22 protein-coding genes and 1 riboswitch are annotated in these 25,338 nt (G+C 62.8%); of the genes, 11 read left to right on the top strand and 11 right to left on the bottom strand.

Annotated elements, in window-relative coordinates; genetic code table 11:
* Positions 1-42 precede the first annotated feature (42 nt).
* The 4 genes from LMH93_RS24880 to tkt all read right to left on the bottom strand — a co-directional run bounded on the left by LMH93_RS24880 (position 43) and on the right by tkt (position 4,719).
* The gene (locus LMH93_RS24880) at positions 43-294 is read right to left on the bottom strand and encodes a hypothetical protein (RefSeq protein WP_003249384.1); all 252 of its coding nucleotides are present in this window, start codon (positions 292-294) and stop codon (positions 43-45) included.
* Positions 294-1,457, bottom strand: coding sequence for a phosphoglycerate kinase (locus LMH93_RS24885; protein ID WP_003249382.1), 1,164 nt, complete (start codon positions 1,455-1,457; stop codon positions 294-296). Before LMH93_RS24885 ends, LMH93_RS24880 begins: the two co-directional genes overlap by 1 nt.
* A gap of 12 nt (positions 1,458-1,469) precedes the next feature.
* Complete coding sequence (gene epd, locus LMH93_RS24890; RefSeq protein ID WP_003249381.1) at positions 1,470-2,531, bottom strand: erythrose-4-phosphate dehydrogenase; 1,062 nt, start codon at positions 2,529-2,531, stop codon at positions 1,470-1,472.
* A 190-nt stretch (positions 2,532-2,721) separates the two neighbouring features.
* Complete coding sequence (tkt, locus tag LMH93_RS24895; RefSeq protein WP_108191668.1) at positions 2,722-4,719, bottom strand: transketolase; 1,998 nt, start codon at positions 4,717-4,719, stop codon at positions 2,722-2,724.
* Positions 4,720-4,970: 251 nt separating this feature from the next.
* Here tkt and LMH93_RS24900 point away from each other — a divergent pair, with 251 nt between their 5' ends.
* The 4 genes from LMH93_RS24900 (at position 4,971) to LMH93_RS24915 (ending at position 9,626) form a co-directional block, all read left to right on the top strand.
* Positions 4,971-5,963 carry an ArsR/SmtB family transcription factor gene (locus LMH93_RS24900; RefSeq protein WP_003249377.1) on the top strand — a complete coding sequence of 331 codons (993 nt, stop codon included), beginning with the start codon at positions 4,971-4,973 and terminating at the stop codon, positions 5,961-5,963.
* Between the two features lie 18 nt (positions 5,964-5,981).
* A complete protein-coding gene (gene metK, locus LMH93_RS24905; protein ID WP_003249375.1) occupies positions 5,982-7,172 on the top strand; it encodes a methionine adenosyltransferase in 1,191 nt (396 codons plus the stop codon).
* 228 nt (positions 7,173-7,400) lie between these two features.
* On the top strand, positions 7,401-9,101 hold the full coding sequence (gene ligB, locus LMH93_RS24910) for an NAD-dependent DNA ligase LigB (protein WP_185279789.1): 1,701 nt from the start codon (positions 7,401-7,403) through the stop codon (positions 9,099-9,101).
* 132 nt (positions 9,102-9,233) lie between these two features.
* Positions 9,234-9,626, top strand: a complete 393-nt coding sequence (locus LMH93_RS24915) for a DUF1090 domain-containing protein (protein WP_003249372.1) — start codon at positions 9,234-9,236, stop codon at positions 9,624-9,626.
* 185 nt (positions 9,627-9,811) lie between these two features.
* Here LMH93_RS24915 and LMH93_RS24920 read toward each other — a convergent pair whose 3' ends face one another.
* Positions 9,812-10,270 (bottom strand): c-type cytochrome, encoded by a 459-nt coding sequence (locus LMH93_RS24920; protein ID WP_003249371.1) that lies wholly within the window; start codon positions 10,268-10,270, stop codon positions 9,812-9,814.
* A gap of 119 nt (positions 10,271-10,389) precedes the next feature.
* Here LMH93_RS24920 and mltA point away from each other — a divergent pair, with 119 nt between their 5' ends.
* The gene (gene mltA / locus LMH93_RS24925) at positions 10,390-11,541 is read left to right on the top strand and encodes a murein transglycosylase A (RefSeq protein ID WP_003249370.1); all 1,152 of its coding nucleotides are present in this window, start codon (positions 10,390-10,392) and stop codon (positions 11,539-11,541) included.
* Positions 11,542-11,591: 50 nt separating this feature from the next.
* Here mltA and LMH93_RS24930 read toward each other — a convergent pair whose 3' ends face one another.
* A complete protein-coding gene (locus LMH93_RS24930; protein WP_003249368.1) occupies positions 11,592-11,978 on the bottom strand; it encodes an MAPEG family protein in 387 nt (128 codons plus the stop codon).
* A 28-nt stretch (positions 11,979-12,006) separates the two neighbouring features.
* Positions 12,007-12,840: an EamA family transporter gene (locus tag LMH93_RS24935; protein WP_003249366.1), complete on the bottom strand. Its 834-nt coding sequence runs from the start codon at positions 12,838-12,840 to the stop codon at positions 12,007-12,009.
* A gap of 282 nt (positions 12,841-13,122) precedes the next feature.
* On the opposite strand from LMH93_RS24935, the gene LMH93_RS24940 reads away from it, so the two are divergent.
* Positions 13,123-14,358: a cation:proton antiporter gene (locus LMH93_RS24940; protein WP_003249364.1), complete on the top strand. Its 1,236-nt coding sequence runs from the start codon at positions 13,123-13,125 to the stop codon at positions 14,356-14,358.
* 112 nt (positions 14,359-14,470) lie between these two features.
* Here the strand turns inward: LMH93_RS24940 and LMH93_RS24945 are convergent, their stop codons facing one another.
* Positions 14,471-14,872, bottom strand: coding sequence for an acyl-CoA thioesterase (locus LMH93_RS24945; protein WP_003249362.1), 402 nt, complete (start codon positions 14,870-14,872; stop codon positions 14,471-14,473).
* Between the two features lie 178 nt (positions 14,873-15,050).
* Positions 15,051-15,147, top strand: a riboswitch (S-adenosyl-L-homocysteine riboswitch).
* Between the two features lie 20 nt (positions 15,148-15,167).
* Here LMH93_RS24945 and ahcY point away from each other — a divergent pair.
* The 5 genes from ahcY (at position 15,168) to LMH93_RS24970 (ending at position 21,783) form a co-directional block, all read left to right on the top strand.
* Entirely contained in the window at positions 15,168-16,577 is a 1,410-nt protein-coding gene (ahcY, locus tag LMH93_RS24950; RefSeq protein WP_003249358.1) for an adenosylhomocysteinase, read from the top strand.
* 166 nt (positions 16,578-16,743) lie between these two features.
* Positions 16,744-17,589 carry a methylenetetrahydrofolate reductase [NAD(P)H] gene (gene metF, locus LMH93_RS24955; protein WP_003249357.1) on the top strand — a complete coding sequence of 282 codons (846 nt, stop codon included), beginning with the start codon at positions 16,744-16,746 and terminating at the stop codon, positions 17,587-17,589.
* 93 nt (positions 17,590-17,682) lie between these two features.
* Positions 17,683-18,759, top strand: a complete 1,077-nt coding sequence (locus LMH93_RS24960; RefSeq protein WP_003249356.1) for a hypothetical protein — start codon at positions 17,683-17,685, stop codon at positions 18,757-18,759.
* A gap of 124 nt (positions 18,760-18,883) precedes the next feature.
* Positions 18,884-19,672, top strand: coding sequence for a substrate-binding periplasmic protein (locus LMH93_RS24965; RefSeq protein ID WP_003249354.1), 789 nt, complete (start codon positions 18,884-18,886; stop codon positions 19,670-19,672).
* Positions 19,673-19,890: 218 nt separating this feature from the next.
* Positions 19,891-21,783: a DEAD/DEAH box helicase gene (locus tag LMH93_RS24970; RefSeq protein WP_003249352.1), complete on the top strand. Its 1,893-nt coding sequence runs from the start codon at positions 19,891-19,893 to the stop codon at positions 21,781-21,783.
* A gap of 140 nt (positions 21,784-21,923) precedes the next feature.
* Here LMH93_RS24970 and LMH93_RS24975 read toward each other — a convergent pair whose 3' ends face one another.
* From LMH93_RS24975 to LMH93_RS24985, 3 genes are all read right to left on the bottom strand, one after another.
* Positions 21,924-22,502 (bottom strand): YceI family protein, encoded by a 579-nt coding sequence (locus LMH93_RS24975; protein ID WP_230064712.1) that lies wholly within the window; start codon positions 22,500-22,502, stop codon positions 21,924-21,926.
* Positions 22,503-22,534: 32 nt separating this feature from the next.
* A complete protein-coding gene (locus LMH93_RS24980) occupies positions 22,535-23,086 on the bottom strand; it encodes a cytochrome b (RefSeq protein ID WP_230064713.1) in 552 nt (183 codons plus the stop codon).
* 199 nt (positions 23,087-23,285) lie between these two features.
* Positions 23,286-25,145, bottom strand: a complete 1,860-nt coding sequence (locus LMH93_RS24985; RefSeq protein ID WP_070095391.1) for a flavin monoamine oxidase family protein — start codon at positions 25,143-25,145, stop codon at positions 23,286-23,288.
* Between the last annotated feature and the right edge of the window lie 193 nt (positions 25,146-25,338).

Genomic DNA, 25,338 nt, shown 5'->3' on the forward strand with positions numbered 1-25,338 from the left:
CCTCAAGACCACAAATCAGCGTTCAGGTTGCCTATTACCCGATCAAGGGCAACCCGGCGCCTTGCGCTGGTGGTCTTCGTCGTACTTTTCCAGGCCTTCCGGGCCCACGCGCTTGCCGATGACCGGCACAGTCTCGGCCTGCCAGTCGGACTGATAGCAACCGCCCTTGTGCGACTGCGCCGGGTCGGCATCCGAGGCCGGGCTGCCCGCGCAAGCGCTCAGCAGACCGGCCAGCATCATCACAGGCAATTGTTTGACCACCAGGCCACTCCCTTTGCCAAGCGCCGACGTCATCAGGCCTTGGCCCGCTCTTCCAGGATTGCCACAGCTGGCAGGACCTTGCCCTCGACGAACTCGAGGAAGGCGCCACCACCGGTAGAAATGTAGGAGATTTCCTTGCTGACGCCATATTTGTCGATGGCGGCCAGGGTGTCACCGCCACCGGCGATGGAGAATGCGGCGCTGTCGGCGATGGCCTTGGCCAGTACCTTGGTGCCGTTGCCGAACTGATCGAATTCGAACACACCCACCGGGCCGTTCCACAGAATGGTTTTCGACGATTTCAGCAGCTCGGCGAAATTGGCCGCGGTTTGCGGGCCGATGTCCAGAATCATGTCGTCGGCAGCAACGTCGGCGATGGCCTTGACGGTGGCTTCGGCGGTCTCGGCGAACTCCTTGGCAACCACCACATCAACTGGCAGCGGCACGCTGACCTTGGCAGCAATGGCCTTGGCGGTGTCGACCAGGTCAGGCTCGTACAGCGACTTGCCCACCGGGTGGCCAGCAGCGGCCAGGAAGGTGTTGGCAATACCGCCACCGACGATCAGCTGGTCGCAAACACTGCTCAGGCTGTTCAGCACGTCCAGTTTGGTGGAAACCTTGGAGCCGGCAACGATGGCCGCCATTGGTTTGGCCGGGGCCTTCAGGGCCTTGCCCAGGGCGTCCAGTTCGGCAGCCAGCAGCGGGCCTGCAGCAGCGACTTTGGCAAACTTGGCTACACCGTGAGTGGAACCCTCGGCGCGGTGGGCGGTGCCGAAGGCGTCCATGACGAACACGTCACACAGGGCAGCGTACTTCTGCGCCAGCTCGTCGGCGTTCTTTTTCTCGCCCTTGTTGAAGCGCACGTTCTCGAACAGCACCAGTTCACCGGCCTGTACCGCGACACCGTCCAGATAGTCGGCAACCAGCGGCACGTCACGGCCCAGAGCCTTGCTCAGGTAATCGGCGACCGGCTTGAGGCTGTTCTCGGCAGAGAATTCGCCTTCGGTCGGGCGGCCCAGGTGCGAGCAGACCATTACCGCTGCGCCCTTCTCCAGGGCCAGCTTGATGGTCGGCAGCGCTGCCAGGATACGCGCATCGCTGGCTACCACACCGTCCTTCACAGGCACGTTGAGGTCTTCGCGGATCAGTACGCGCTTACCTTGCAGGTCGAGGTCGGTCATCTTCAACACGGTCATGAATGCAGTCCTTCAGGGCTGTTTGTTGCGGGTTGGGTGAACGACGTGCAGAAAGTGTTCGGCAACGTCGAGCATACGGTTGGCAAAACCCCATTCGTTGTCGAACCAGGCCAGCAGGTTTACCAGGCGGGGCCCGGAAACACGCGTCTGGCTGGCATCGACGATCGCCGAATGTGGGTCATGGTTGAAATCACAGCTGGCGTGCGGCAGCTCGGTGTAAGCCAGCAAGCCTTTAAGCGGACCTTCCAGCGCAGCCTCGCGCAGCACTCGGTTGACTTCGGCCGCACTGGTGTCGCGGGCAGTCTGCAGGGTGATGTCCAGGCACGAGACGTTGACGGTCGGTACACGTACCGCTTTGGCCTGGATTCGCCCGGCAAGTTCCGGAAGCAGGCGCTCGATGCCACGCGCCAGGCCAGTGGACACAGGAATCACCGACTGGAAGGCCGAACGCGTGCGGCGCAGGTCTTCGTGGTGATAGGCATCGATCACCGGCTGGTCGTTCATCGCCGAGTGGATGGTGGTGATCTGCACATATTCGATGCCGAACGCCTGGTCCAGCACACGCAGCAGCGGCACGCCGCAGTTGGTGGTGCACGAGGCGTTGGACACCAGGCGCTCGCTGCCGGTAAGGCAGGCCTGGTTGATGCCGTAGACCACCGTGGCGTCAACGTCGGCCTCGCTGGCCATGGGCTGCGAGAACAGCACCCTTGGCGCACCGGCGTCGAGGAAACGCTGGCCATCGGCACGGGTGTTATAGGCACCGGAACACTCCAGCACCAGGTCGATGCCCAGCGCAGCCCAGTCGATGCCTTCGGGGGTGGCACTGCGCATTACCTTCACGCAATCGCCATTGATGTGCAGACAGTCGCCGTCGACCTTGACCTCGCCGGGAAAACGCCCGTGGGTGGAGTCGAAGCGTGTCAGGTATTCCAGGCTGGCCTGATCGGCCAGATCGTTCAGGGCGACGATCTCGAAACCGGCCTTTGCCCCCCGCTCGAACAGCGCGCGCAGGACACAGCGGCCGATACGGCCATAACCGTTGAGTGCAACTTTGTAGGGACGCGGGTGGGGCATTGGTTGGCTCGCTAACGCATGATGGCTTTGGGGCCGCGTTGCGGCCCATCGCGACGCAAGGCCGCTCCCACAGGGACCGCGCCATCCGGAGGACAGCACCGTTTCTGTGGGAGCGGCCTTGCGTCGCGATGGAGGGCAAAGCCCTCCCCTTGCACGACCTGGAGGGCGTCACTGCCCTCCATTTGTTACATCAGTCTTCCAGCAGCTCTTCGGCAGTACCGAGGATGTTCTCCAGGGTGAAGCCGAACGCTTCGAACAATGCCGAAGCCGGCGCCGACTCACCGTAGGTGGTCATGCCGATGATACGACCTTCCAGGCCGACGTACTTGTACCAGAAGTCAGCGTGGGCAGCTTCGATGGCGATGCGCGCACCGACTTCCAGCGGCAGCACGGACTGCTTGTAGGCAGCGTCCTGGGCATCGAACACGCTGGTGCACGGCATGGAAACCACGCGCACCTTGCGGCCTTGCTCGGTCAGCTTGTCGAAGGCCTGAACAGCCAGGCCCACTTCGGAACCGGTGGCGATCAGAATCAGTTCAGGCTCGCCTGCGCAGTCCTTGAGCACATAGCCGCCACGGCTGATGTCGGCGATCTGCTGGGCATCGCGGTCCTGGTGCTGCAGGTTCTGGCGCGAGAAGATCAGCGCCGATGGGCCGTCCTTGCGCTCCAGGGCGTTTTTCCAGGACACGGCGGATTCCACCGCGTCGGCCGGGCGCCAGGTGTCCAGGTTCGGGGTGCTGCGCAGGCTGGTCAGCTGCTCGATCGGCTGGTGCGTCGGGCCGTCTTCGCCCAGACCGATGGAGTCGTGGGTGTACACGTGGATCACGCGCTGCTTCATCAGGGCCGACATGCGCACCGCGTTGCGGGCGTATTCCATGAACATCAGGAAGGTCGCGCCGTAAGGCACCAGGCCACCGTGCAGGGCAACGCCGTTCATGATGGCGGTCATGCCGAACTCGCGCACGCCGTAGAACACGTAGTTGCCGCTGGCGTCATTGGCTTCGACGCCCTTGCAACCTTTCCACAGGGTCAGGTTGGAGCCGGCCAGGTCGGCCGAACCGCCGAGGAACTCCGGCAGCAGCGGGCCGAAGGCGTTCAGGGCGTTCTGGCTGGCCTTGCGGCTGGCGATGGTTTCGCCTTTGGCAGCCACTTCGTTGATGTAGGCCTGGGCCTTTTCGCTGAAGTCGGCCGGCAGCTCGCCGCTGTCACGGCGCTTGAACTCGGCAGCCAGCTCCGGGTAGGCCTTGGCGTAGGCGTCGAAGCGCTGGTTCCACTCGGCTTCAACCTTGGCACCGGCGGCCTTGGCATCCCACTCGGCGTAGATGTCGGCCGGGATTTCGAACGGGCCGTGGTTCCAGTTCAGGGCCTGGCGGGTCAGGGCGATTTCGTCGTTGCCCAGCGGGGCACCGTGGCAGTCTTCCTTGCCCTGCTTGTTCGGCGAACCGAAACCGATGGTGGTCTTGCAGCAGATCAGGGTCGGGCGATCGCTCTTGCGGGCGGTCTCGATGGCCATCTTGATTTCTTCGGCATCGTGGCCGTCGACGTTGCGGATCACCTGCCAGTTGTAGGCCTCGAAGCGCGCCGGGGTGTTGTCGGTGAACCAGCCGTGCACTTCGCCATCGATGGAGATGCCGTTGTCGTCATAGAAGGCGATCAGCTTGTTCAGGCCCAGGGTGCCGGCCAGCGAGGCGACTTCATGGGAGATACCTTCCATCATGCAGCCGTCGCCGAGGAACACGTAGGTGTTGTGGTCGACGATGGTGTGGCCGTCACGGTTGAACTGGGCAGCCAGTACTTTTTCTGCCAGGGCGAAGCCCACGGCGTTGGCGATACCCTGGCCGAGCGGGCCGGTGGTGGTTTCAACGCCTGGGGTGTAGCCGTACTCCGGGTGGCCCGGGGTGCGGCTGTGCAGCTGGCGGAAGCCTTTGATGTCATCGATGGTGACGTCGTAGCCGGTCAGGTGCAGCAGCGAGTAGATCAGCATCGAACCGTGGCCGTTGGACAGCACGAAGCGGTCACGGTCGGCGAACTTCGGGTTGCTCGGGTTGTGCTTCAGGTAGTCGCGCCAAAGCACTTCGGCGATATCCGCCATGCCCATGGGGGCACCTGGGTGGCCGCTGTTGGCCTTTTGCACGGCATCCATGCTGAGGGCACGAATGGCGTTGGCACGTTCACGACGGCTGGGCATCGCTGATCTCCTAGGGGGCTTGAATAGGTGGTGTCACGAAAAAGGCGGCCATTTTCGCCCACTGGGGGCGCTTGGGGCAAACATTTAAGCGCCAAGCGCCAGCTTTAAGCCGCAACTGAAGAAGCAGAGCGCGACTCGGGGCGCCCCAAAGCGTGTCACTTGAGGCTTTCGGCTTGCAGCTCATCGCCAATATCAAAACTTTTTGATATTGGCCTTGCTAGGGCATCGATGCCTGTCTAGACTGCCGCCCCATGAACCTCCGTGCGCAATCGATCCCCGAGCAACGCGAAACATTGGCCGCCCTGTGCAAAGCCAGTGGCGATGCGTTGCGCCTGAACGTATTGCGCGCACTGGCCAACGACTCGTTCGGCGTGCTGGAGCTGGCGCAGATCTTCGACATCGGCCAGTCGGGCATGAGCCATCATCTCAAGGTGCTGGCTCAGGCCGACCTCGTGGCAACCCGCCGCGAAGGCAACGCCATCTTCTACCGCCGTGCCCTGCCCGATGGCCTGCGCCTGGGGGGGCGGCTGCACGCGGCGCTACTCGAAGAAGTCGACGACCTGGCCCTGCCGCCCGATGTGCAGGCGCGCATAGCCCATGTACAGCAGCGCCGGGCGGCCACCAGTCAGGACTTCTTCCTGCGCGTGGAAGAGAAGTTCCGTGCCCAGCAGGACCTGATCGCCGGCCTTCCGCAGTACCGCGACAGCCTGCTGGCGCTGCTCGACAAACTGCATTTCGACCCGGCCGCCAGCGCGCTGGAAGTCGGGCCCGGCGACGGTGGCTTCCTGCCCGACCTGGCCCGGCGCTTCGCCCAGGTCACCGCCCTGGACAACAGCCCTACCATGCTCGAGCTTGCGCGCCAGGTGTGCCAGCGCGAAGGGCTCGACAACGTGAACCTGCAGTTGGCCGATGCACTGGGTGCAACGGATGTGGCCGCCGACTGCGTTGTGCTGAACATGGTGCTGCACCATTTCAGCGACCCGGCCCTGGCCTTGCGCCAGCTGGCCAAACGGGTGAAGGCAGGCGGCAGCCTGCTGGTCACCGAACTGTGCAGCCATGACCAGGGGTGGGCGCGCGAAGCCTGCGGCGACCTCTGGCTGGGCTTCGAACAGGACGACCTGGCGCGCTGGGCCAACGCTGCCGGGCTGGCCCATGCGGACAGCCTGTACGTGGGCTTGCGTAACGGTTTCCAGATCCAGGTCCGCCATTTTCAGCGGACGGCTGGCGACATACACCATCGGTAAATTTCAGGAACCTTCGAGATGAGCGAATACTCCCTTTTCACCTCCGAGTCCGTGTCCGAAGGGCATCCGGACAAGATCGCCGACCAGATTTCGGACGCTGTCCTTGATGCCATCATCGCCCAGGACAAATACGCCCGCGTAGCCTGCGAAACCCTGGTCAAGACCGGTGTCGCCATCATCGCCGGCGAAGTCACCACGTCGGCCTGGGTCGACCTGGAAGACCTGGTGCGCAAAGTCATCATCGACATCGGCTACAACAGCTCCGACGTCGGCTTCGACGGCGCCACCTGCGCCGTGATGAACATCATCGGCAAACAGTCGGTAGACATCGCCCAGGGCGTGGACCGCTCCAAGCCGGAAGACCAGGGTGCCGGTGACCAGGGCCTGATGTTCGGCTATGCCAGCAACGAAACCGAAGTGCTGATGCCAGCACCGATCTGCTTCTCGCACCGTCTGGTAGAACGCCAGGCCGAGGCGCGCAAGTCCGGCCTGCTGCCATGGCTGCGCCCGGATGCCAAGTCGCAGGTCACCTGCCGCTACGAGAACGGCAAAGTGGTCGGTATCGACGCCGTGGTGCTGTCGACCCAGCACAACCCGGAGGTTTCGCAGAAAGACCTGCAAGAAGCCGTGATGGAGCTGATCGTCAAGCACACGCTGCCTGCCGAACTGCTGCACAAGGGCACCCAGTACCACATCAACCCGACCGGCAACTTCATCATCGGTGGCCCGGTGGGTGACTGTGGCCTGACCGGCCGCAAGATCATCGTCGACTCCTACGGCGGCATGGCCCGCCACGGTGGTGGTGCGTTCTCCGGCAAGGATCCGTCCAAGGTCGACCGCTCCGCCGCCTACGCCGGCCGCTACGTGGCCAAGAACATCGTCGCCGCCGGCCTGGCCGAGCGTTGCGAGATCCAGGTGTCGTACGCCATCGGCGTGGCCCAGCCGACCTCCATCTCGATCAACACCTTCGGCACCGGCAAGGTCTCCGACGACAAGATCATCCAGCTGGTGCGTGAATGCTTCGACCTGCGTCCATACGCCATCACCACCATGCTCGACCTGCTGCACCCGATGTATCAGGAAACCGCTGCCTACGGCCACTTCGGCCGCACCCCGCAGCAGAAGACTGTCGGCGACGACACCTTCACCACCTTCACCTGGGAGCGCACCGACCGCGCCCAGTCGCTGCGTGACGCTGCCGGCCTGTAAGCCTCCTACAGCGCCAGACGAAAGCCCCTGCCGAGCGATCGGCAGGGGCTTTTTTGTGCCTGTCACGGCATTTTCATCGCCCGAGAGATCGAGCGCCGCGCTCGTTTCTTGCTCCGCTTCGGGAATGGAGACGAGGACCCGCGAAATATCACCTGACAACTGCACGCACCGCCCGCCCCACTACCTGCCTACGCTAAGCGCTTCCCCGCCATGCAAGGATGCCAGGCCATGCCGTACCTGTTGTTGTTCGCCCTGCTATTTGCGCTGAACACCCCATTGGCCAGGGCTGCCTCATGCCCACACTGGAACCCGCAACAGGCCAAGGCCGAAGTTGCGCAACTGCGCGCCACGCTTGCCCGATGGGACGAGCACTACCATCGTCAGGGCATAGCCCTGGTGGCCGACGAACTGTACGACCAGAGCCGCGAGCGCCTGAACCACCTGCAGCAGTGCTTCGCGGTTGGCACCAGCCCCTCGCCCTTGGCCAGTGCTCGCGGCCCGGTCCCCCACCCCGTGCCGCATACCGGCGTCGACAAGCTGGCAGACCGCCAGGCCGTGGCGCGATGGATGGCCGGCAAGAGCGGCGTGTGGGTTCAGCCCAAGGTCGACGGCGTAGCCGTTTCCCTCACCTACCAACAGGGCCGATTGGTGCAGCTGACCAGCCGGGGGGACGGTGTACACGGCCACGACTGGAGCCGACACATCCCACAGCTCGGCGCTGTCACCCGGCAGTTGCCCGAGGCGGTCGACCTGCACTTGCAAGGTGAGCTGTATCTGCGCCTGGACGAACATGTGCAAGCCAAGGCAGGCAGCGCCAACGCCCGGGGTACCGTGGCAGGGCTGCTCGCACGCAAGCAACTGACCGGCGCGCAAGGCAACGCTATCGGCCTGTTCGTGTGGGGCTGGCCGCACGGCCCCGAGCAACAGGCCGAACGCCTCGCCCAGCTGGCACGGCTGGGGTTTCCGGACAGCCAGCTTTACAGCATCGCCATCGACACGCTGGAGGATGCAGCACACTGGCGCGAGCACTGGTATCGCTCTGCTCTGCCCTTCGCCACCGACGGTGTAATCCTGCGCCAGGGCAGCCGACCACCTGCCGAGCGCTGGCAGGCCAAGGCGCCCTACTGGATCGCGGCCTGGAAGTATCCCTATGCACAAGCCTTGGCCGAAGTACGCGACGTGCGCTTTCGGGTTGGCCGCACCGGCAGGGTCACGCCCGTGTTGCACTTGCTGCCGGTAACCCTGGACGACCGACGGATTACCCAGGTAAGCCTGGGTTCGCTGGCGCGCTGGCACACCCTCGACATCCGCCCCGGCGACCAGGTGGCCATCAGCCTGGCCGGGCTGACCATTCCACGCCTGGAGCAAGTGGTGCATCGCACGGTCGAACGCCAGGCGGTCGCCGCGCCTGCGCCCGACCGCTATCATGCCCACAGCTGCTGGCAAGCCAGCGAGGGCTGTGATGAGCAGTTCATTGCCCGCCTCACCTGGCTTGGCGGTAAACAGGGCCTGGCTTTGCCCCGCACCGGGCCCGGCACATGGCGTCGGCTGGTCGAAGCTGGCTTGGTAACGTCCATGACCGATTGGCTGCAGCTCGATGCCGAGCGCCTGCAGCAGGCCCCCGGCATCAGCAGACTCACCGCGGCACACCTGCTGGGCAGTTTCGACGAAGCCCGCTCACGCCCCTTCGATCAATGGCTGCGCGCCCTTGGCGTGCCCATTGGCAAGCATTTGCCACTGGCTGGCGACTGGCAGGCGCTGGCTTCACGCAGCGCCGGGCAATGGCAAACCGTGCCCGGCATCGGCGCAAAACGCTCGCGCCAACTTGTGGAATTTTTCGCGGCCTCCGAGGTGCAAGCCATTGCCGCACAGTTGGCCGAAGCCGGCATAGAAGGTTTCCGGACCCCACCCCAGCGCATTGAGCAATGATTTTTTACCAAATAGTGCGTAGGAAAAACCCGAGACTCCGGCAGAAAACCTCATCAAGGGTTTCTAAATGGGCAAAACCAAGGCAGGATTTCCCCCAACTTTTGCTGCCCCGCCCCGTTAGGGAGGCTTTTCATGAAACGTATTTCGACTCTTTTCCTGCTCGCAACACTGGGCCTGGCCGCGGGTACTGCTCAGGCTGCCCAGCCGGATGCCGGCCTGACCGGTTGTGCCGCCAAGCGCAGCGCCATCGAAAACCAGCTGAAAATTGCCCGTGACCACGGTAACAGCGACCAGGTTGCAGGGCTGGAGGAAGCCCTGCGCGGTGTGGACAACTGCACCGACGCCAGCCTGCGCAAGGAACGTGAGCAGAAGGTGCTCGATGCGCGTCACGAAGTGGCGCAGCGGGAAAAGGACTTGAAGAAGGCAGAGAAGAAAGGCGACGCCGAGAAGATCAACAAGCGCAAGGACAAGCTGGCCGAGTCGCGTAAAGAGCTGCAGGAAGCGGTCGACGATCTCGACCGCTAAGGCATCTGGCCGGCAAGCCTGGTCTTTGTGGGAGCGGCCTTGTGTCGCGATAGGGCCGCGCGACGGCTCCAGCTATGCATGCATTCTTGCTGAAATCCTGGGGCCGCTGAGCGGCCCTATCGCGACACAAGGCCGCTCCCACAGGAATTTGTACAAGCCCCGAAGGTTTGCGCAAGCACAGCCATTCAATGATTACGAAATTCGCTATGACAGGCCTTGCACGCAGCCTCGACCTTGTCCATCGGTGCCTTCAGTTGCGCAGCATCCAGTGGCTGATTGCGGGTGGCATCAACCAGTTCGCCGGTGACGCCTTCAAGCTGCCGAGCCAGGTCATGAAACCGCGCCTGGCGCTCCCACACGTCGGCGCGGGCGGCGCTGTCACCACCATCGCGCGCCTGTGGAAAATGCTGCCACGGCTGATGCGACAGGCTGTCCAGCTTCAGCGCACCGTCGGCAAACTTTACCCCGTCGAACGGCAACCGGCCACGCAGCATGCCCCCCAGGTCTTCGCTGGTCTTGAGCATGTCCTTGAAGATCACCTTGCGTTTACCCAGCGGCGAGTTCGGGTCAACCCGGTCACACCCCGTCAAAGCCCCTACCAGGGCAAGTGCAGCCAGCAGAACAACGGTCAATCGCTTCAACATCACGCTCACTTCGGCCTACGCAAATGGGCGGCCAGTATCGCTGCCACTGGGCCAAACACCAATAGCCACATAAAAGACAGGGGCGAACCTTCATGTTCGCTCATGACAGGAATGCACACATGAAATCTGCCCTGCGCCACCTGGCCTGGACACTGCCGGTGCTGGCTTTGCTGGCCGGCTGCAACGGCGGCGAGAGCGCCAAGCCCGAGCCCCACGCTGTCGCCACCTATGCCCCGGCCACTTGGAAAGACTTGCCGGCGGTCAGCGATGAAGACCTGCTGGCCGGCTTTTATGCATGGCGCAACGGCTGCGAAAAACTCAAGCGCGACCCGGTGTGGGCCGCCACCTGCGAAGCGGCCGGCAGCGCCACAGCCAGCGCCGCCCAAGTGCGTACCTTCCTTGAACAGAACCTGCAGGTGTACGGCCTGCGCTCTGCAGAGAACAATGCCAACGGCCTGATTACCGGCTACTACGAGCCGGTCTACCCAGGCAGCCTGAGCCAATCGGCAACCAACCATGTGGCGGTCTACGGCATCCCTGATGACATGATCGTGGTCGACCTGGCCAGCGTGTACCCCGAACTGAAGGGCAAACGCCTGCGCGGCCGTCTTGATGGTCGGGTGCTCAAGCCCTATGACACGGCCGAGGTCATCAACCGTAACGGCGTCCAGGCACCGGTGCTGGCCTGGCTGACCGACCCGATGGACCTGCAGTTCCTGCAGATCCAGGGTTCTGGCCGGGTGCAACTGGAAGACGGCCGTCAACTGCGCCTGGGCTACGCCGACCAGAACGGCCACCCCTATCGGCCGATCGGCCGCTGGCTGGTGGAGCAGGGTCAGCTGAAAAAAGAAGACGTGAGCATGGGCGCCATTCATGCCTGGGCCCAGGCCAACCCGCAGCGCGTACCAGAGCTGCTGGCCAGCAACCCCAGCTACGTATTCTTCAGCACCCGCCCGGACAGCAACGAAGGCCCGCGCGGCTCGCTGAACGTACCGCTTACCGCCGGCTACAGCGTGGCCATCGACCGCAAGGTGATTCCCCTGGGCAGCTTGTTGTGGTTGTCTACCACACGCCCGGACGGCTCGCCGGTGGTACGACCGGTTGGCGCGCAAGACACCGGCGGGGCGATTACCGGCGAAGTGCGTGCCGACCTGTTCTGGGGCACTGGGCCGGAAGCCGGCGAACTGGCCGGGAACATGAAGCAGCAAGGGCAGATCTGGATGCTGTGGCCCAAGGGCCAGCCACTGCCTGAGGTGCCCAAGGTACCTTGACCGTTGCTGCCTTCTTCGCGGGAGCTGCCCGCGAAGAAGGCCACTCGGTTTCAGATGGAAACCACGAAGAACGACACGATCAGTGCCAAACCGGCAAGCCACACCAGCGACCGCAAGGCAGCCCAGTCGGCCAGGTAGCAGATGATGTAAAGCAAGCGGCTGGTGATATACATCACCCCCAGTACATCCTGGGTCACCTGCTCGGCATTGCCGACGATATCCGCCACAAGCACCGCCGCAGCAAATGCCGGAAACGCTTCGTAGCCATTCTGCTGCGCAGCATGGGCACGCCGTGGCAGGCCCGACAAGGTATCGAGGAAGGCTCGCGGATCGTGATTGTCCTTGAGGCCGAAGCGGCCGCTGCTCGCCTTGGCGATCAAGGCACAAAGCGGGTTCAACAGCAGGGCAATCAGGATGCACCACAGGGCAACAGTCATGGACAGGACTCCTTGTTCAGTCTTCAGGTCAAAGCTTCATTACCAGCATGCCGGCCAATACCAGCCCGCAAGCTAGGAGTCTCGGCCCGCCAAAAGGTTCTTTGAGGTAGCGCATACCCAGCAGCACCACCAGGATCACGCTCAATTCCCGCAGTGCCGCCGCTTCGGCCACAGACCCCAGGTGCATGGCCCACAGCACCAGGGCATAGCTGAACAATACGCAGAACCCTACCGCCAACCCAAGGCGCCATTGGGTTCGCCAGAACAGTACGAATGGCGCCCGCCGCGCTACGCTCGCCAACAACGGGAATTGCCAGGCGCTGAGCAGGGTCAGCCAGACCAGGTAATCCCACGGTTTGCCCCACAGGCGCACGGCCTGGCCGTCGAACCAGGTGTAGCAACCAATGCACAGGCCAATCAAGGCAACCACCGGCAGCATCGACCATGGTAGCCGGTCACCGCCGCCGCCCTGCCACAACAGGCAGGCCATGCCACAGGGGATCAACAGGATACCGATGATCTGCTGCTGGCTCAGCGATTCCCCGGCAAAGGCCAGGGTCAGCCCCAGCACCACCAACGGCGACAGCCCGCGCATCAGAGGATAGACCAGCCCCAGGTCGCCCACGCGGTAGGCCTGGATCAGCAAATAACGGTACAACTGCTCAGCCAGTGCCGAAGCAACCAACCAAGGCCAGATTTCAGCAGGCGGAACATCCACGAAGGGCACCGCCAGCACCGCGAAGGCCAGCGCTACCGTGTCCATGCTGGCAATGACCAGCAAGCGCTCGCCGCTGAATTTGATCAGGGTATTCCAGGTTGCATGCAGCAGGGCGGCAACCAGCACCAGAGATGTTGCCAACACGCCTTCTTGTCCTTATGGCTTTTCATGGCTGTGAATATATAGCGTTCAGGGGGGCTTTGTGGGAGCGGGCATGCCCGCGAAGAATGCAACTCGGTGTATGGCACCGGCTTTGCCGGTGTTCGCGGGCACGCCCGCTCCCACAGGGTAACCAGTGCAGACTGTCACGGGAACGATTTGGACTAATTCGGTCAAACCCTGTGCCCCGAACCCCGTGCCAGGTCATCAAAGAACTGCCCGAGTCACTCGGGTAACGACTTGGAAGCCACTGTTACAGGATTCGGGATGCTTGAATTAGTTGCCGCGTTTATCTGCCTCACCACACTTCTGACCTATGTGAACTACCGTTTCATCGGCCTGCCCCCCGCCATCGGCGTGATGGTTACGGCGCTGCTGTTTTCCCTGATGTTGCAGGGCCTGAGCCTTATCGGCTTCCCTGGCCTGGAAGAACGCGTCGAAGGGCTGATGAACCAGATCGACTTCAACGACCTGCTCATGCACTGGATGCTGGCGTTCCTGCTGTTTGCCGGCGCCCTGCACGTCAACCTCAGCGACCTGCGCAGCTACCGCTGGCCGATCGGCCTACTGGCCACCTTGGGCGTGCTGATCGCCACCGTGGTCATCGGCTACCTCGCGCATTGGGTGTTTGCCCTGTTCGGCTGGCAGGTCCCCCTGATCTACTGCCTGCTGTTCGGTGCACTGATCTCACCAACCGACCCGATTGCCGTGCTTGGCGCGCTGCGTACTGCCAATGCGCCCAAACCGCTTAAAACCACCATCGTCGGCGAGTCACTGTTCAACGACGGCACGGCAGTCGTGGTATTCACCGTGTTGCTGGGCATCATCCAGCTGGGTGAAACACCGAGCATGGCCGACACGGCGATCCTGTTCGCCCGCGAGGCCATTGGCGGCGTGGTGTTCGGTGGCCTGATCGGCTACGCCACCTACCGGATGATCAAGAGTGTCGAGCAGTACCAGGTGGAAGTCATGCTGACCCTGGCGTTGGTCATCGGTGGTTCGGCGATGTGCTACGAACTGCATGTGTCGGCACCGATCGCCATGGTGGTGGCTGGCCTGATCATCGGCAACCTGGGGCGCAACCTGGCGATGAATGACATGACCCGCCGTTACATGGACGGTTTCTGGGAACTGATCGACGACATGCTCAATGCGCTGCTGTTCGCATTGATCGGCCTGGAGCTGTTGCTGCTGCCGTTCAACTGGATGCACCTGGCGGCCGGCGGCGTGCTGGCGCTGGCAGTGCTGCTGTCGCGCCTGCTGACGGTGGCCCCGGCGATCGTGCTGCTGCGGCGCTGGCGCCCGGTGCCCAAAGGCACGGTGCGGGTGCTGACCTGGGGTGGCCTGCGCGGTGGCGTGTCGGTGGCACTTGCACTGTCGCTACCGCTGGGCGAGGAACGGGACCTGCTGCTGTCGATCACCTACATCGTGGTGTTGTCGTCGATTCTGGTGCAGGGGTTGAGCATTGGGCGCGTGGTGCGCAAGGTCAGCGCCCAGCCTTGAGAATGCCGGGGCCGCTTTGCGGCCCATTCGCGGGTAAACCCGCTCCTACAGGTTTGCGTACCCCTGGAGGAGCGGGTTCACCCGCGAAGAGGCCGGCACAGGCAACCAGAATCTATTCGACTGCCGAATCCGGGAACTGGTCCTGCACATACTTGATCTCGGTGCGCCCATGGGCTGCCGGCAAGCCATCCTCACCCAGGTTGACGAACACCATCTTGTCGACAGTCAGAATGCTCTTGCGGGTGATCTTGTTACGCACTTCGCACTTGAGGGTGATCGAGGTGCGGCCGAACGCGGTAGCGGTGATGCCCAGCTCGATGATGTCACCCTGACGCGAAGCACTGACGAAGTTGATTTCCGACATGTACTTGGTCACCACACGCTGGTTGCCCAGCTGGACGATGGCGTAGATCGCCGCCTCTTCATCGATCCAGCGCAACAGGCTGCCACCGAACAGGGTGCCATTGGGGTTGAGGTCTTCGGGTTTAACCCACTTGCGGGTGTGAAAGTTCATCTGTACTCCTGACCTGCTTGGCTAACGTGTAGCAATGATGGCAGAGCGGCTGCCTTCGCTCCATTGAACATCGACTATCGTCGCGATTAATCGACGGAAAACCTTGGGCAAGCCGGCGGGGGCAGCTATAATCTGCGCCGTTTTACATGGTTGCCCACAGCGGTGCCATGCCCGCCACCTGTCCGAGGGGCGCTGCAGCAGGCTAGGCCTGTCAGGCTCGGATGGGGCGTTGCTCGCTCCCGCGAGCGCTTAACGCACAACGGCGCCCATTCGCACATTACGAATGGAGGCTCTCATGAGCGCTGCAAACATGCCTGCTGGTTTTACCGATTACAAAGTCGCCGACATCTCCCTGGCCGCCTGGGGCCGTCGCGAAACCATCATTGCCGAATCGGAAATGCCTGCGCTGATGGGCCTGCGTCGCAAGTACCTGGCCGAGCAACCGCTCAAGGGTGCGAAGATCCTGGGCTGCATCCACATGACCATCCAGACCGCCGTGCTGATCGAAACCCTGGTTGCCCTGGGTGCCGAAGTGCGCTGGTCGTCCTGCAACATTTTCTCGACTCAAGACCAGGCCGCCGCTTCGATCGCCGCCGCCGGTATCCCGGTGTTCGCCTGGAAAGGTGAAACCGAAGAAGAGTACGAGTGGTGCCTGGAGCAGACCATCCTGAAAGATGGCCAGCCATGGGACGCCAACATGATCCTCGACGACGGTGGTGACCTGACCGAACTGCTGCACAAGAAGTACCCGCAGGTACTGGACCGTGTGCACGGCGTGACCGAAGAGACCACCACCGGCGTACACCGCCTGCTGGACATGCTGGCCAAGGGCGAGCTGAAAGTCCCGGCGATCAACGTCAACGACTCGGTCACCAAGAGCAAGAACGACAACAAGTACGGCTGCCGTCACAGCCTGAACGATGCCATCAAGCGTGGTACCGACCACCTGCTGTCCGGCAAGCAGGCCCTGGTGATTGGCTATGGTGACGTGGGCAAGGGCTCGGCCCAGTCCCTGCGTCAGGAAGGCATGATCGTCAAGGTCTCCGAAGTTGACCCAATCTGCGCCATGCAGGCCTGCATGGACGGCTTCGAGCTGGTCTCGCCGTTCATCGACGGTATCAACGACGGCACCGAAGCCAGCATCGACAAGGCTCTGCTGGGCAAGATCGACCTGATCGTGACCACCACCGGTAACGTCAACGTCTGCGACGCCAACATGCTCAAGGCCCTGAAAAAGCGTGCCGTAGTCTGCAACATCGGCCACTTCGACAACGAGATCGACACCGCATTCATGCGCAAGAACTGGGCCTGGGAAGAGGTCAAGCCGCAGGTTCACAAGATCCACCGTACCGGCGCTGGCAGCTTCGACCCGCAGAACGACGACTACCTGATCCTGCTGGCCGAAGGCCGCCTGGTCAACCTGGGCAACGCCACTGGCCACCCAAGCCGCATCATGGACGGCTCGTTCGCCAACCAGGTTCTGGCACAGATCTTCTTGTTCGAGCAGAAGTTCGCTGACCTGTCGGCCGAAAAGAAAGCCGAGCGCCTGACCGTTGAAGTACTGCCGAAGAAACTCGACGAAGAAGTGGCCTTGGAAATGGTCCGCGGCTTCGGCGGCGTGGTCACCCAGCTGACCAAGCAGCAAGCCGACTACATCGGCGTGACCGTCGAAGGCCCGTTCAAGCCGCACGCCTACCGCTACTAAGCGGCAAGCTTGAAGCTGCAAGTGGCAAGCAAAGGCATACCGTGCCGTTGCCACTTGCAGCTCCAGAAACACAGATCTTGAACGACGCCCAAGCCAGACCGGCCATCACCGATCTGGCTTTTACTTGCAGCTTGCCGCTAGACGCTTGTTGCCAGAGGAACGCCTGATGTCACAAGAACGCCGCTACAGTTTCGAGTTCTTCCCGACCAAGACCGACGCCGGTCACGAAAAGCTGATGGGCGTCGCCCGCCAGCTGGCCACCTATAACCCGGACTTCTTCTCCTGCACCTACGGTGCCGGTGGCTCGACCCGCGACCGCACGCTCAATACCGTGCTGCAGCTGGAAAGCGAAGTGAAGATACCTGCCGCGCCGCACCTGTCGTGCGTGGGCGACACCAAGGCCGAATTGCGCGCCCTGCTGGCCGAGTACAAGGCCGCCGGCATCAAACGCATCGTCGCGCTGCGCGGCGACCTGCCGTCGGGCATGGGCATGGCCAGTGGTGAACTGCGCTATGCCAGTGACCTGGTCGAGTTCATCCGCCAGGAAACTGCTGATCACTTCCACCTGGAAGTGGCTGCCTACCCGGAAATGCACCCGCAGGCGCGCAACTTCGAGGCGGACCTGGCCAACTTTGTGCACAAGGTCAAGGCCGGTGCCGACAGCGCCATCACCCAGTACTTTTTCAACGCCGACAGCTACTTCTACTTCGTCGAGCGTGCACAGAAGCTGGGCGTGGACATTCCGGTGGTACCGGGCATCATGCCGATCACCAACTACAGCAAGCTGGCCCGCTTCTCCGATGCCTGTGGTGCCGAGATCCCGCGCTGGATCCGCAAGCAGCTGGAAGCCTATGCCGACGACACCGCCAGCATCCAGGCGTTCGGCGAAGAAGTGATTACCCGCATGTGCGAACAGCTGTTGCAAGGCGGCGCGCCGGGCCTGCACTTCTATACCTTGAACCAGGCTGAACCGAGCCTGGCGATCTGGAACAACCTGAAGCTGCCGCGCTGAAATCTTTTGGCAAAGTCTGTTTAAGAAATGATTAAGGCTTTGGTCATAGACTAAAGCCTTATTCAATTTCGGGTTAAACAGGTCTCGCCTGCCATGCAGCACCCCCAACCTTCGCGCCCACAGCTTGTTTACCTGGCTTTTGGCTCGGCAACCTACCATCAGGAAGCCTGCTTCAGCATCGTCAGCGCCCTCGCCCAGTTGGGCAGCGCAGCCGGCGAGGCCATGGACATCCAGGTTTACACCGACAATGCGCAGCCCTACGCCAAGCTGCCCGTCACCGTCCACCTGCTGGACGAGGCCACGCGCCAGGCATGGAATGCCCCGCACGGTTATCACTTTCGCAGCAAGCATGTGCTGTTGCGCCAGGTACTGCAGCAACACCCGCTGGCAGTACTGATCGATACAGACACCTTCTTCCGCACTTCACCGTTGCACCTGTTCGCCCGTGTGGCGCCCAACCGCCTGCTGTGCAACGCCATCGGCACACGCTACGGCGCTGACCAGAAGTGCCTGTTGTACAAAAACCTGCTGACCCTTCTCGAGTCCCGGGGACTGGCCGACTGCCAGATGCCGCTCGTCAATTCCGGCGTTATCGGCCTCACTGCCGAGGACTGCGGCACCCTGGACCGCTCCATCGCCATGATGGACGAATTCTACCCCTTGGCTCGCGAGGCCTATACCCTTGAGGAGTTCTGCCTGGCAGTGGCGGCCTACCGCAACCTGGAGCTGGCCGAGTGTACCGATGTCATCCATCACTACTGGAGCCGGAAGGCGCAGTTCCGCGCCAAGATCCAGGCCTGGCTGCGCAAGCACGACCACGACCCACTCAGCCCTGCGGCCCTGGCCGACGTTGCGCGGGTCAACGACCAACTGCCGCGGCCACCCACCCTGCACCGTCTGGGCTACAAGGCGCTGAGCCTGACCCTGCCCAGCCACGAGCGCCAGTTCGCCCGCGAATTGCTCTATGGCTGCTACCCCTACCCCAATGAGTTTGACCGCGCCTGCGCGTCCGCCTGGTGGGACAAGGCCCTGGAAAACCTCAATGACCGCTACGGCTACATGGAGCCCGAGCGGCTGCGTCAGTGCCTGCGCCATCCGGGGCTACGGCTATCGCTGGGCGAGCGGCGCAAGGATATCGAGGCGCATCTGCTGCGAACCACTCAAGCCTGATGTGCCCGCGAAGAGGGCAACCCGATCGTTGCTACCGGCTTCGCCGGTGTTCGCGGGCACGCCCGCTCCCACAACAATCGTGCATGCCTTTACCGTACACCGGCCGAGCGCGTAATCTCCGGCCATGCCACATATCGCCCGTCTGTTCTGGATCCTCCTGCTCGTTTGCCTGAGCCCGTTGGCTCTGGGCGAACGCTTGCGCCTGGTAACCGACGACTGGGCACCTTATGTGTTTCAGCACAACGGCCAACCGCGCGGCATCGACTACGAAGTCGCCAGCCAGGTCTTCGCACGCCTCGGCGTCGAAGTGGAGTGGCAATTCCTGCCTTGGAAGCGCTGCTTGGCGATGGCTGAGCAGGGCCTGGCCGATGGCATTCTCGACATCTTCCAGACGGACGCGCGCCAACCCTACATGGTGTATGGCTCCGAACCTATGTCGGAGGTCGAATTCGTCCTGTTCCAAAGCCGCTCGCGCCGCCATGCCGTCACCCACCTGGACGACCTCGCCGGCCTCACCGTCGGCACATCGCCCGGCTACACCTACGGTAAAGCGTTCACCGAGGCCCCGCACTTCAAGCGCGAAGCCGCACCCACCCACGAAGCCAACTTCGGCAAGCTGGTGCTGGGCCGTATCGACCTGGCGATCACCGACCGCAGGGTCGGGCATTACCTGCTCCGCCAGCTCGGCCTGCAACAGCAAGTCGAAGAACTGCCGCTGGTGGTCAGCCGCCAGGCGCAGTATTTGGGCCTGGTGCGCAAGCCTGGGCGCGAGGCACTGGCCGTGGCCTTTGCCGAAGAGCTGCAGCGGTTCAAGCAGGAACCGGCCTATGCAGCGATCAGCAACCGCTATACAAGCGACACTGGAAACATTCTCAACGCCGTTGAGCAGCAGGAAAGCAGCACAGCGCGATAGCTCTGTTATACTCGGGCCTTCCCGCCCGGCTCACGCCCGGACGCTCGGCCTCGCAACAGGCATCCCGATCGGCACCGACGCCCCTTCGCGTCCAGCCTCCGTTTCCCGGATGTGCAGTGAAAGCCCAGCTGGACCGGACGCGATCGCATTTCACCGATGCCCGTCGCGCCAGGCAGAACATCCCAACGGGCCCAGCCCACACGAGAACAGGATCGCCCATGTCCTTTGCTTCCCTCGGTCTCTCCGAGGCTCTTGTCCGCGCTATCGAGGCTGCGGGCTACACCCAGCCGACCCCCGTGCAACAGCGGGCCATTCCCGCCGTGTTGCAAGGCCGCGACCTGATGGTTGCCGCACAGACAGGTACGGGTAAAACCGGCGGCTTCGCCCTGCCGATTCTCGAGCGCCTGTTCCCGGCCGGCCATCCCGACAAATCGCAGCGCCACGGCCCACGCCAGCCTCGCGTACTGGTCCTGACACCGACCCGCGAACTGGCAGCCCAGGTGCATGACAGTTTCAAGGTCTATGCCCGTGACCTGCCACTGGTCAGCGCCTGCATCTTCGGCGGCGTTGGCATGAACCCGCAGATCCAGGCCATTGCCAAAGGCGTTGATGTGCTGGTCGCCTGCCCAGGCCGCCTGCTCGACCTGGCCGGCCAAGGCAAGGTCGACCTGGCCCACGTGGAAATCCTGGTACTTGATGAAGCCGATCGCATGCTCGACATGGGCTTCATCCACGACGTCAAGAAGGTGCTCGCCCGCCTGCCGGCCAAGCGGCAGAACCTGCTGTTCTCGGCCACCTTCTCCAAGGACATCACCGACCTCGCCGACAAGCTCCTGCACAACCCGGAGCGTATCGAGGTCACCCCGCCGAACACCACCGTCGAGCGTATCGAGCAGCGGGTGTACCGGCTGCCTGCCAGCCACAAGCGTGCCCTGCTGGCGCACCTGATCACCTTGGGCGCCTGGGAACAGGTGTTGGTGTTCACCCGAACCAAGCACGGTGCCAACCGCCTGGCCGAGTACCTGGAAAAGCAAGGCCTGACCGCCGCCGCGATCCACGGCAACAAGAGCCAGAACGCCCGCACCAAGGCTTTGGCCGATTTCAAGGCCAACAGCGTGCGCGTACTGGTCGCCACCGACATCGCTGCCCGCGGCCTGGACATCGACCAGTTGCCCCACGTTGTCAACTTCGAGCTGCCGAATGTCGAGGAAGACTACGTCCACCGCATTGGCCGTACCGGCCGTGCCGGTCGTTCGGGCGAAGCTATTTCCCTGGTCGCACCAGATGAAGAAAAGCTGCTCAAGAGCATCGAGCGGGTGACCAAGCAGCGCATCGCGGATGGCGACCTGATGGGCTTCGACGCCAGCCAGGTCGAAGCCGAGAAGCCTGAAACACGCGAGCGCCCGCAAAACAACGGCCGCGGTGGCCGCAACCAGCAAGCCCGCGGCGAAGGTGCCAAAGACAGCAACGGCGGCCGCAAGGACAAAGGCAAGGACAAAGGCAAAGCCAGGCAGCCAGCTGCGGCCAAGCCGGACGACAAGGAAAAGAGCGGCGACAAGCAGCAGCAGCCGCGCAAGCCGCGTGACAAGAAGCCACGCCCACAGCAGGCCAGCAATAACGGCGTGCCGAAACCGCCAGCAGACCGCGACCCGGAAGAGTTCCTGGACGACGAAGTCGATAACTTCGGTAACCGCGCCGACTATGTCAGTCCGTACCAGGGCAAGAACCAGGGCCGCAACCGTCGCCCAGGTGGTGCTGGCCAAGGTCAGGGGCAAGGCAATGGTCAACGCAGCAACGCTGGCGGCCAAGGCCAAGCCCGCAATGGCGGCCAGCCACGCAGTGGTGGCAGTGCCGGCGGAGAGAAACGCCCGCCCCGTGCCAACAACGGTGGCGGTGCCCGTCGTGATGGCGGCGGTGGCCGTGGTCGCCCCGCGCGTGACGATGCTGCCCGGCAAGAGCCGGCCGTGCGCAACCCGCGTCAGCCGGAAAAACAGCCAGTGATCATTCGCAAGGAGTCCAAACTGGACCGCTTCCCGACGCCTGAGCAACTGGATGACCTGCCAAGCCGCCCACGCGGTGAGCGCCCAGCGCTGCTGACCCGCAAGGGCTGATAGAAGTACCGAGGGGGCTGCTTCGCGGCCCTATCACGACACAAGGCCGCTCCTGCAGAGAATTTCTTGATCTCTGCAGGAGCGGCCTTGTGTCGTGATAGGGCCGCAAAGCGGCCCCCTCGGTTTTCAGCTGGCAGAAATTACTTCTGCTTCCCACCTTCGACACTGATATCCAGGTCCAGGGTCTGCGAAGTAGCACCTGGGCCTTTGATGCCGAAGTCGTTCAGGTTCAGCGTGGTGGTGGCGTTGAAGCCAGCGCGCTCACCACCCCATGGGTCCTTGCCTTCACCGTTGAAGGTAGCCTTGAACGTCACCGGTTTGGTGACACCGTGCATGGTCAGGTCGCCGGTCACGTCAGCCGTCTTGTCGCCAGTCGACTTGACGCTGGTGGAGACGAATTTGGCGTCCGGGTACTTCTTCACGTCGAGGAAGTCGGCGCTGGCGATGTGCTTGTCACGCTCGGCGTGGTTCGACCACAGGCTGGCAGTTTTCAAGTCGACGCTAATCTTGCTGGCTTCAGGCTTGGCACTGTCCCAGCTGAAGTTGCCGTCGAAATCCTTGAAAGTACCGTGGATGAAGCTGTAGCCCAGGTGGCTGATTTTCCAGTCAACGAACGCGTGCTGGCCTTCCTTGTCGATCTTGTACTCGGCAGCCATGGCCTGGCCAGCAGAGAGCAGAGCGGTACCGAGCGCCAGAGCGGCAAAAGTCTTTTTCAACATCCTGTTCCTTCCTGTGTAATTGAGGTTGAGAGTCAAGCTTTGCGGCCCAGCATGCGAGTCAGGGTCGCGTCACGGTCGATGAAATGATGCTTGAGCGCGGCAAGGGCATGCAGCACGGCAAAAATCACCAGCCCCCAAGCCAGCCACAAATGAACCACACCCGCCATATCTGCCTGGTCAGGCAGGTCGCTGATCAGTGCCGGCACTTCGAACAGGCCGAACACCGGAATGCCGACGCCGTCGGCGGTGGAAATCAGGTAACCGGCAGCCATCACCGCAAACAGACCAAGGTACAGGGCCAGGTGGCCCAGCTTGGCCGCCAGGCGTGTGATTGCGCCGTGGTTGGTGGGTGCCGGTGGTGGCGGGCTGATGAAACGCCAGACTACCCGCAGCAGCATCACCGCCAGCAGCACCAGGCCGATGCTCTTGTGCAGGTCCGGGCCAGCTTTGCGCCATGGGCTGTAGTAGTCGAGGCCGACCATCCACAGGCCCAGGCCGAACAGGCCGAAGACTGCGAGTGCTACGCCCCAGTGCAGGATGATGCTGACCACGCCGTAGCGAGAAGGTGAATTGCGCAGTTGCATGTTGCGTGTTTCCCCGTGAAAGCTATGCACAGACTAACGCGTAACGTATCGAAGAAAAGCGGAAAAAATTGCTTTGGATTATCGAGGAATCCGATATTTATTCTGTTAGCTGACCATTAAGAAAACATTAACGATAGTCGGAGAGTTCGGGTTGCAGTGTCGGCCCTTAGGCTGCGAACAGGCCGACACTGTCGATCGATCAGCCCGCCTTGGCCTGGGTATTGGTTACAGCCTTCTTCGCAGGCTCCGACTTGGCTGTCGCCTTCTTCGTCTCGGCAGGCTTGTGGGCTGGCTTGTGCGCGGGCGCATGCTTGGCGGGAGCGGCTTTGGTTGCCGCAGGCTTGGCGGCCGCTTCCTTGGCTACAGGCGCAGGCGCGGCAGGAGCCGGAGCCGCCTGTGGAGCGGGCGCAGGTGCAGGCGCCACCTCCTCAGCCTTGGCTATTGGCTCAGCCTTCACCTCTGGCGTTTCCGCCCCGCCAAACAGGCGCTTGAAGAAGCCTGGCTTGTCCTGCTTGGCCTCTTCGGCCTGCTTAGGTTCAGCTTTGGCCGGCGCCTTGTCAGCTTTGTCGCCCTTGTCGGACGAACCGCCGAACATATTGGAGAAGAATCCGCCCTTGCTCTCCTTGGCGGCCACCGCACCTGCCGCCGCCGCAACCGGCAGCGCCTTGGCCGGGTCGAACGACTTGCCGGCCAACAGGTCCTGTGCCTGGCTGGCCGCACGCTGGCCACTGCGCAGGGCGCCTTCCAGAGTGCCCGGATACAGGGCATCCGTGTGCTCACCGGCAAAGGTAATGCGCTGCACCGGACGTTCCCACAGGCGCCAGTATTTGCTGATCTGCCCCGGACCGTAGGCCAGGTAGGCACCACCCGTGCCAGCGTCCGCGCTGTATCGCTTGACCTCGTAACCGGTGAAAGCACCACGGGCCTGTGGGTAGAACGCATGCAGACGGATCAACACCTGGTCGACCATCTGCTTTTCACCAAACGCCTGCAGCAGGCGAGCGTTATCGCCGGACAGGTTGATCACCACATTGGCACCACCCTTGAGCGCCGGTTCGACCCACAGCATGCCGAGGCCGGCGTTACTGAAGATTTCGCCCGACATGCGTGCGCGGCTTTCCCATACGGGTTTCTTGAACTTGAGCATGATCTGGTCGCGCCAACCATAGTTGGTGCCCTTGAGCGCCGCCAGGTGTTGGCTGTCCAGGCCAGGGGTCATCTGAATCTTGGCCAGCGCGCGCAGGGGCACAGCCATGACCAGATAATCCGCCTTGTAGCCGACGCTGCCGACTTTTACCGTGACACCATCCTTGTCCTGGACAATGGCGGTAACCGGCGAGCTGGTCTTGATGGTTTTCAACTGCTTGACGAAAGCCTGGGCCAGCACCGGGCTGCCACCGGGCAGGCGCGCGGCGCGCAGGTCGCGGTCGCTGACGCCGCGGTACACGCGGTTCTGCTGGGCGAAGTACAGCAGCGACAGGCGCGACGGTTCATCGTAGCGGGTGCGGATCTGCTGATTGATCAACTGACGGGCGGTGGCCGGCAGTTGCAGTTTGTCCAGCCAGGTGGAGACGTTGATCTGGTCAAGGGCGAACAGCGTGCTGGTTGCCTGCGGGTTCAGCGGGTCATCGATCGAACGGGCCAGGTCATCAAGGGTTTTCTCGTAACGCTTGAGCGCCTCAGCAGTGGCCGGTTGCTTGGTGGCCAGGTCGCTGGCGCTGAAGTATTCGCCGTCAATCAAGTAACCCGGGGTACGCACGAACTCGGGCGCCGGCAGTGTTTCAAGCTTGAAACGGTCGAGGTACTGGTTGAGCACCGGCTGTGCCTTGGCGTTGCCGATCCACTCGCTGGTGGCCAGGCCCGAACGCCCGCCCATGCCCGCCTTGGCCTCCAGCAGGGTCACCTGCCAGCCTTTGTTCTGCAGCTCGTAGGCTGCCGTCAGGCCTGCCAGGCCACCCCCCACGACAATCGCCGTGGGCGTCTTGTCTTTTGCCAGCGCAGCGCCGCTGGACACACCAATCAATACCAACGCGCACAGGCGCACCCAAGCAGCAGCCATGTCGGCGAACTCCGAGTCAGAGGTTACAGAAACGGGGAGAGGCAGGAATGCCCCGGGAAGATGCGTTAAGAATACGTCAGGTCCGGTCACCCTGCCAGCGCAGTGACATCAAGTCCTTTTGGCAACTGACATTTTTGCCAGTAGCCACGTCACAGGGTGGTAGGCGAAGCTGGCGAAGATGGCCAAAAGCCCG

The organism is Pseudomonas sp. CIP-10 (assembly GCF_020911845.1).
Classification (GTDB): Bacteria; Pseudomonadota; Gammaproteobacteria; order Pseudomonadales; family Pseudomonadaceae; genus Aquipseudomonas; species Aquipseudomonas alloputida.

Coding starts and splice junctions, on each gene's coding strand:
- LMH93_RS24880 (WP_003249384.1), bottom strand. CDS start 294: ATGACGTCGGCGCTTGGCAAAGGGAGTGGCCTGGTGGTCAAACAATTG.
- LMH93_RS24885 (WP_003249382.1), bottom strand. CDS start 1,457: ATGACCGTGTTGAAGATGACCGACCTCGACCTGCAAGGTAAGCGCGTA.
- epd (WP_003249381.1), bottom strand. CDS start 2,531: ATGCCCCACCCGCGTCCCTACAAAGTTGCACTCAACGGTTATGGCCGT.
- tkt (WP_108191668.1), bottom strand. CDS start 4,719: ATGCCCAGCCGTCGTGAACGTGCCAACGCCATTCGTGCCCTCAGCATG.
- LMH93_RS24900 (WP_003249377.1), top strand. CDS start 4,971: ATGAACCTCCGTGCGCAATCGATCCCCGAGCAACGCGAAACATTGGCC.
- metK (WP_003249375.1), top strand. CDS start 5,982: ATGAGCGAATACTCCCTTTTCACCTCCGAGTCCGTGTCCGAAGGGCAT.
- ligB (WP_185279789.1), top strand. CDS start 7,401: ATGCCGTACCTGTTGTTGTTCGCCCTGCTATTTGCGCTGAACACCCCA.
- LMH93_RS24915 (WP_003249372.1), top strand. CDS start 9,234: ATGAAACGTATTTCGACTCTTTTCCTGCTCGCAACACTGGGCCTGGCC.
- LMH93_RS24920 (WP_003249371.1), bottom strand. CDS start 10,270: ATGTTGAAGCGATTGACCGTTGTTCTGCTGGCTGCACTTGCCCTGGTA.
- mltA (WP_003249370.1), top strand. CDS start 10,390: ATGAAATCTGCCCTGCGCCACCTGGCCTGGACACTGCCGGTGCTGGCT.
- LMH93_RS24930 (WP_003249368.1), bottom strand. CDS start 11,978: ATGACTGTTGCCCTGTGGTGCATCCTGATTGCCCTGCTGTTGAACCCG.
- LMH93_RS24940 (WP_003249364.1), top strand. CDS start 13,123: ATGCTTGAATTAGTTGCCGCGTTTATCTGCCTCACCACACTTCTGACC.
- LMH93_RS24945 (WP_003249362.1), bottom strand. CDS start 14,872: ATGAACTTTCACACCCGCAAGTGGGTTAAACCCGAAGACCTCAACCCC.
- ahcY (WP_003249358.1), top strand. CDS start 15,168: ATGAGCGCTGCAAACATGCCTGCTGGTTTTACCGATTACAAAGTCGCC.
- metF (WP_003249357.1), top strand. CDS start 16,744: ATGTCACAAGAACGCCGCTACAGTTTCGAGTTCTTCCCGACCAAGACC.
- LMH93_RS24960 (WP_003249356.1), top strand. CDS start 17,683: ATGCAGCACCCCCAACCTTCGCGCCCACAGCTTGTTTACCTGGCTTTT.
- LMH93_RS24965 (WP_003249354.1), top strand. CDS start 18,884: ATGCCACATATCGCCCGTCTGTTCTGGATCCTCCTGCTCGTTTGCCTG.
- LMH93_RS24970 (WP_003249352.1), top strand. CDS start 19,891: ATGTCCTTTGCTTCCCTCGGTCTCTCCGAGGCTCTTGTCCGCGCTATC.
- LMH93_RS24975 (WP_230064712.1), bottom strand. CDS start 22,502: ATGTTGAAAAAGACTTTTGCCGCTCTGGCGCTCGGTACCGCTCTGCTC.
- LMH93_RS24980 (WP_230064713.1), bottom strand. CDS start 23,086: ATGCAACTGCGCAATTCACCTTCTCGCTACGGCGTGGTCAGCATCATC.
- LMH93_RS24985 (WP_070095391.1), bottom strand. CDS start 25,145: ATGGCTGCTGCTTGGGTGCGCCTGTGCGCGTTGGTATTGATTGGTGTG.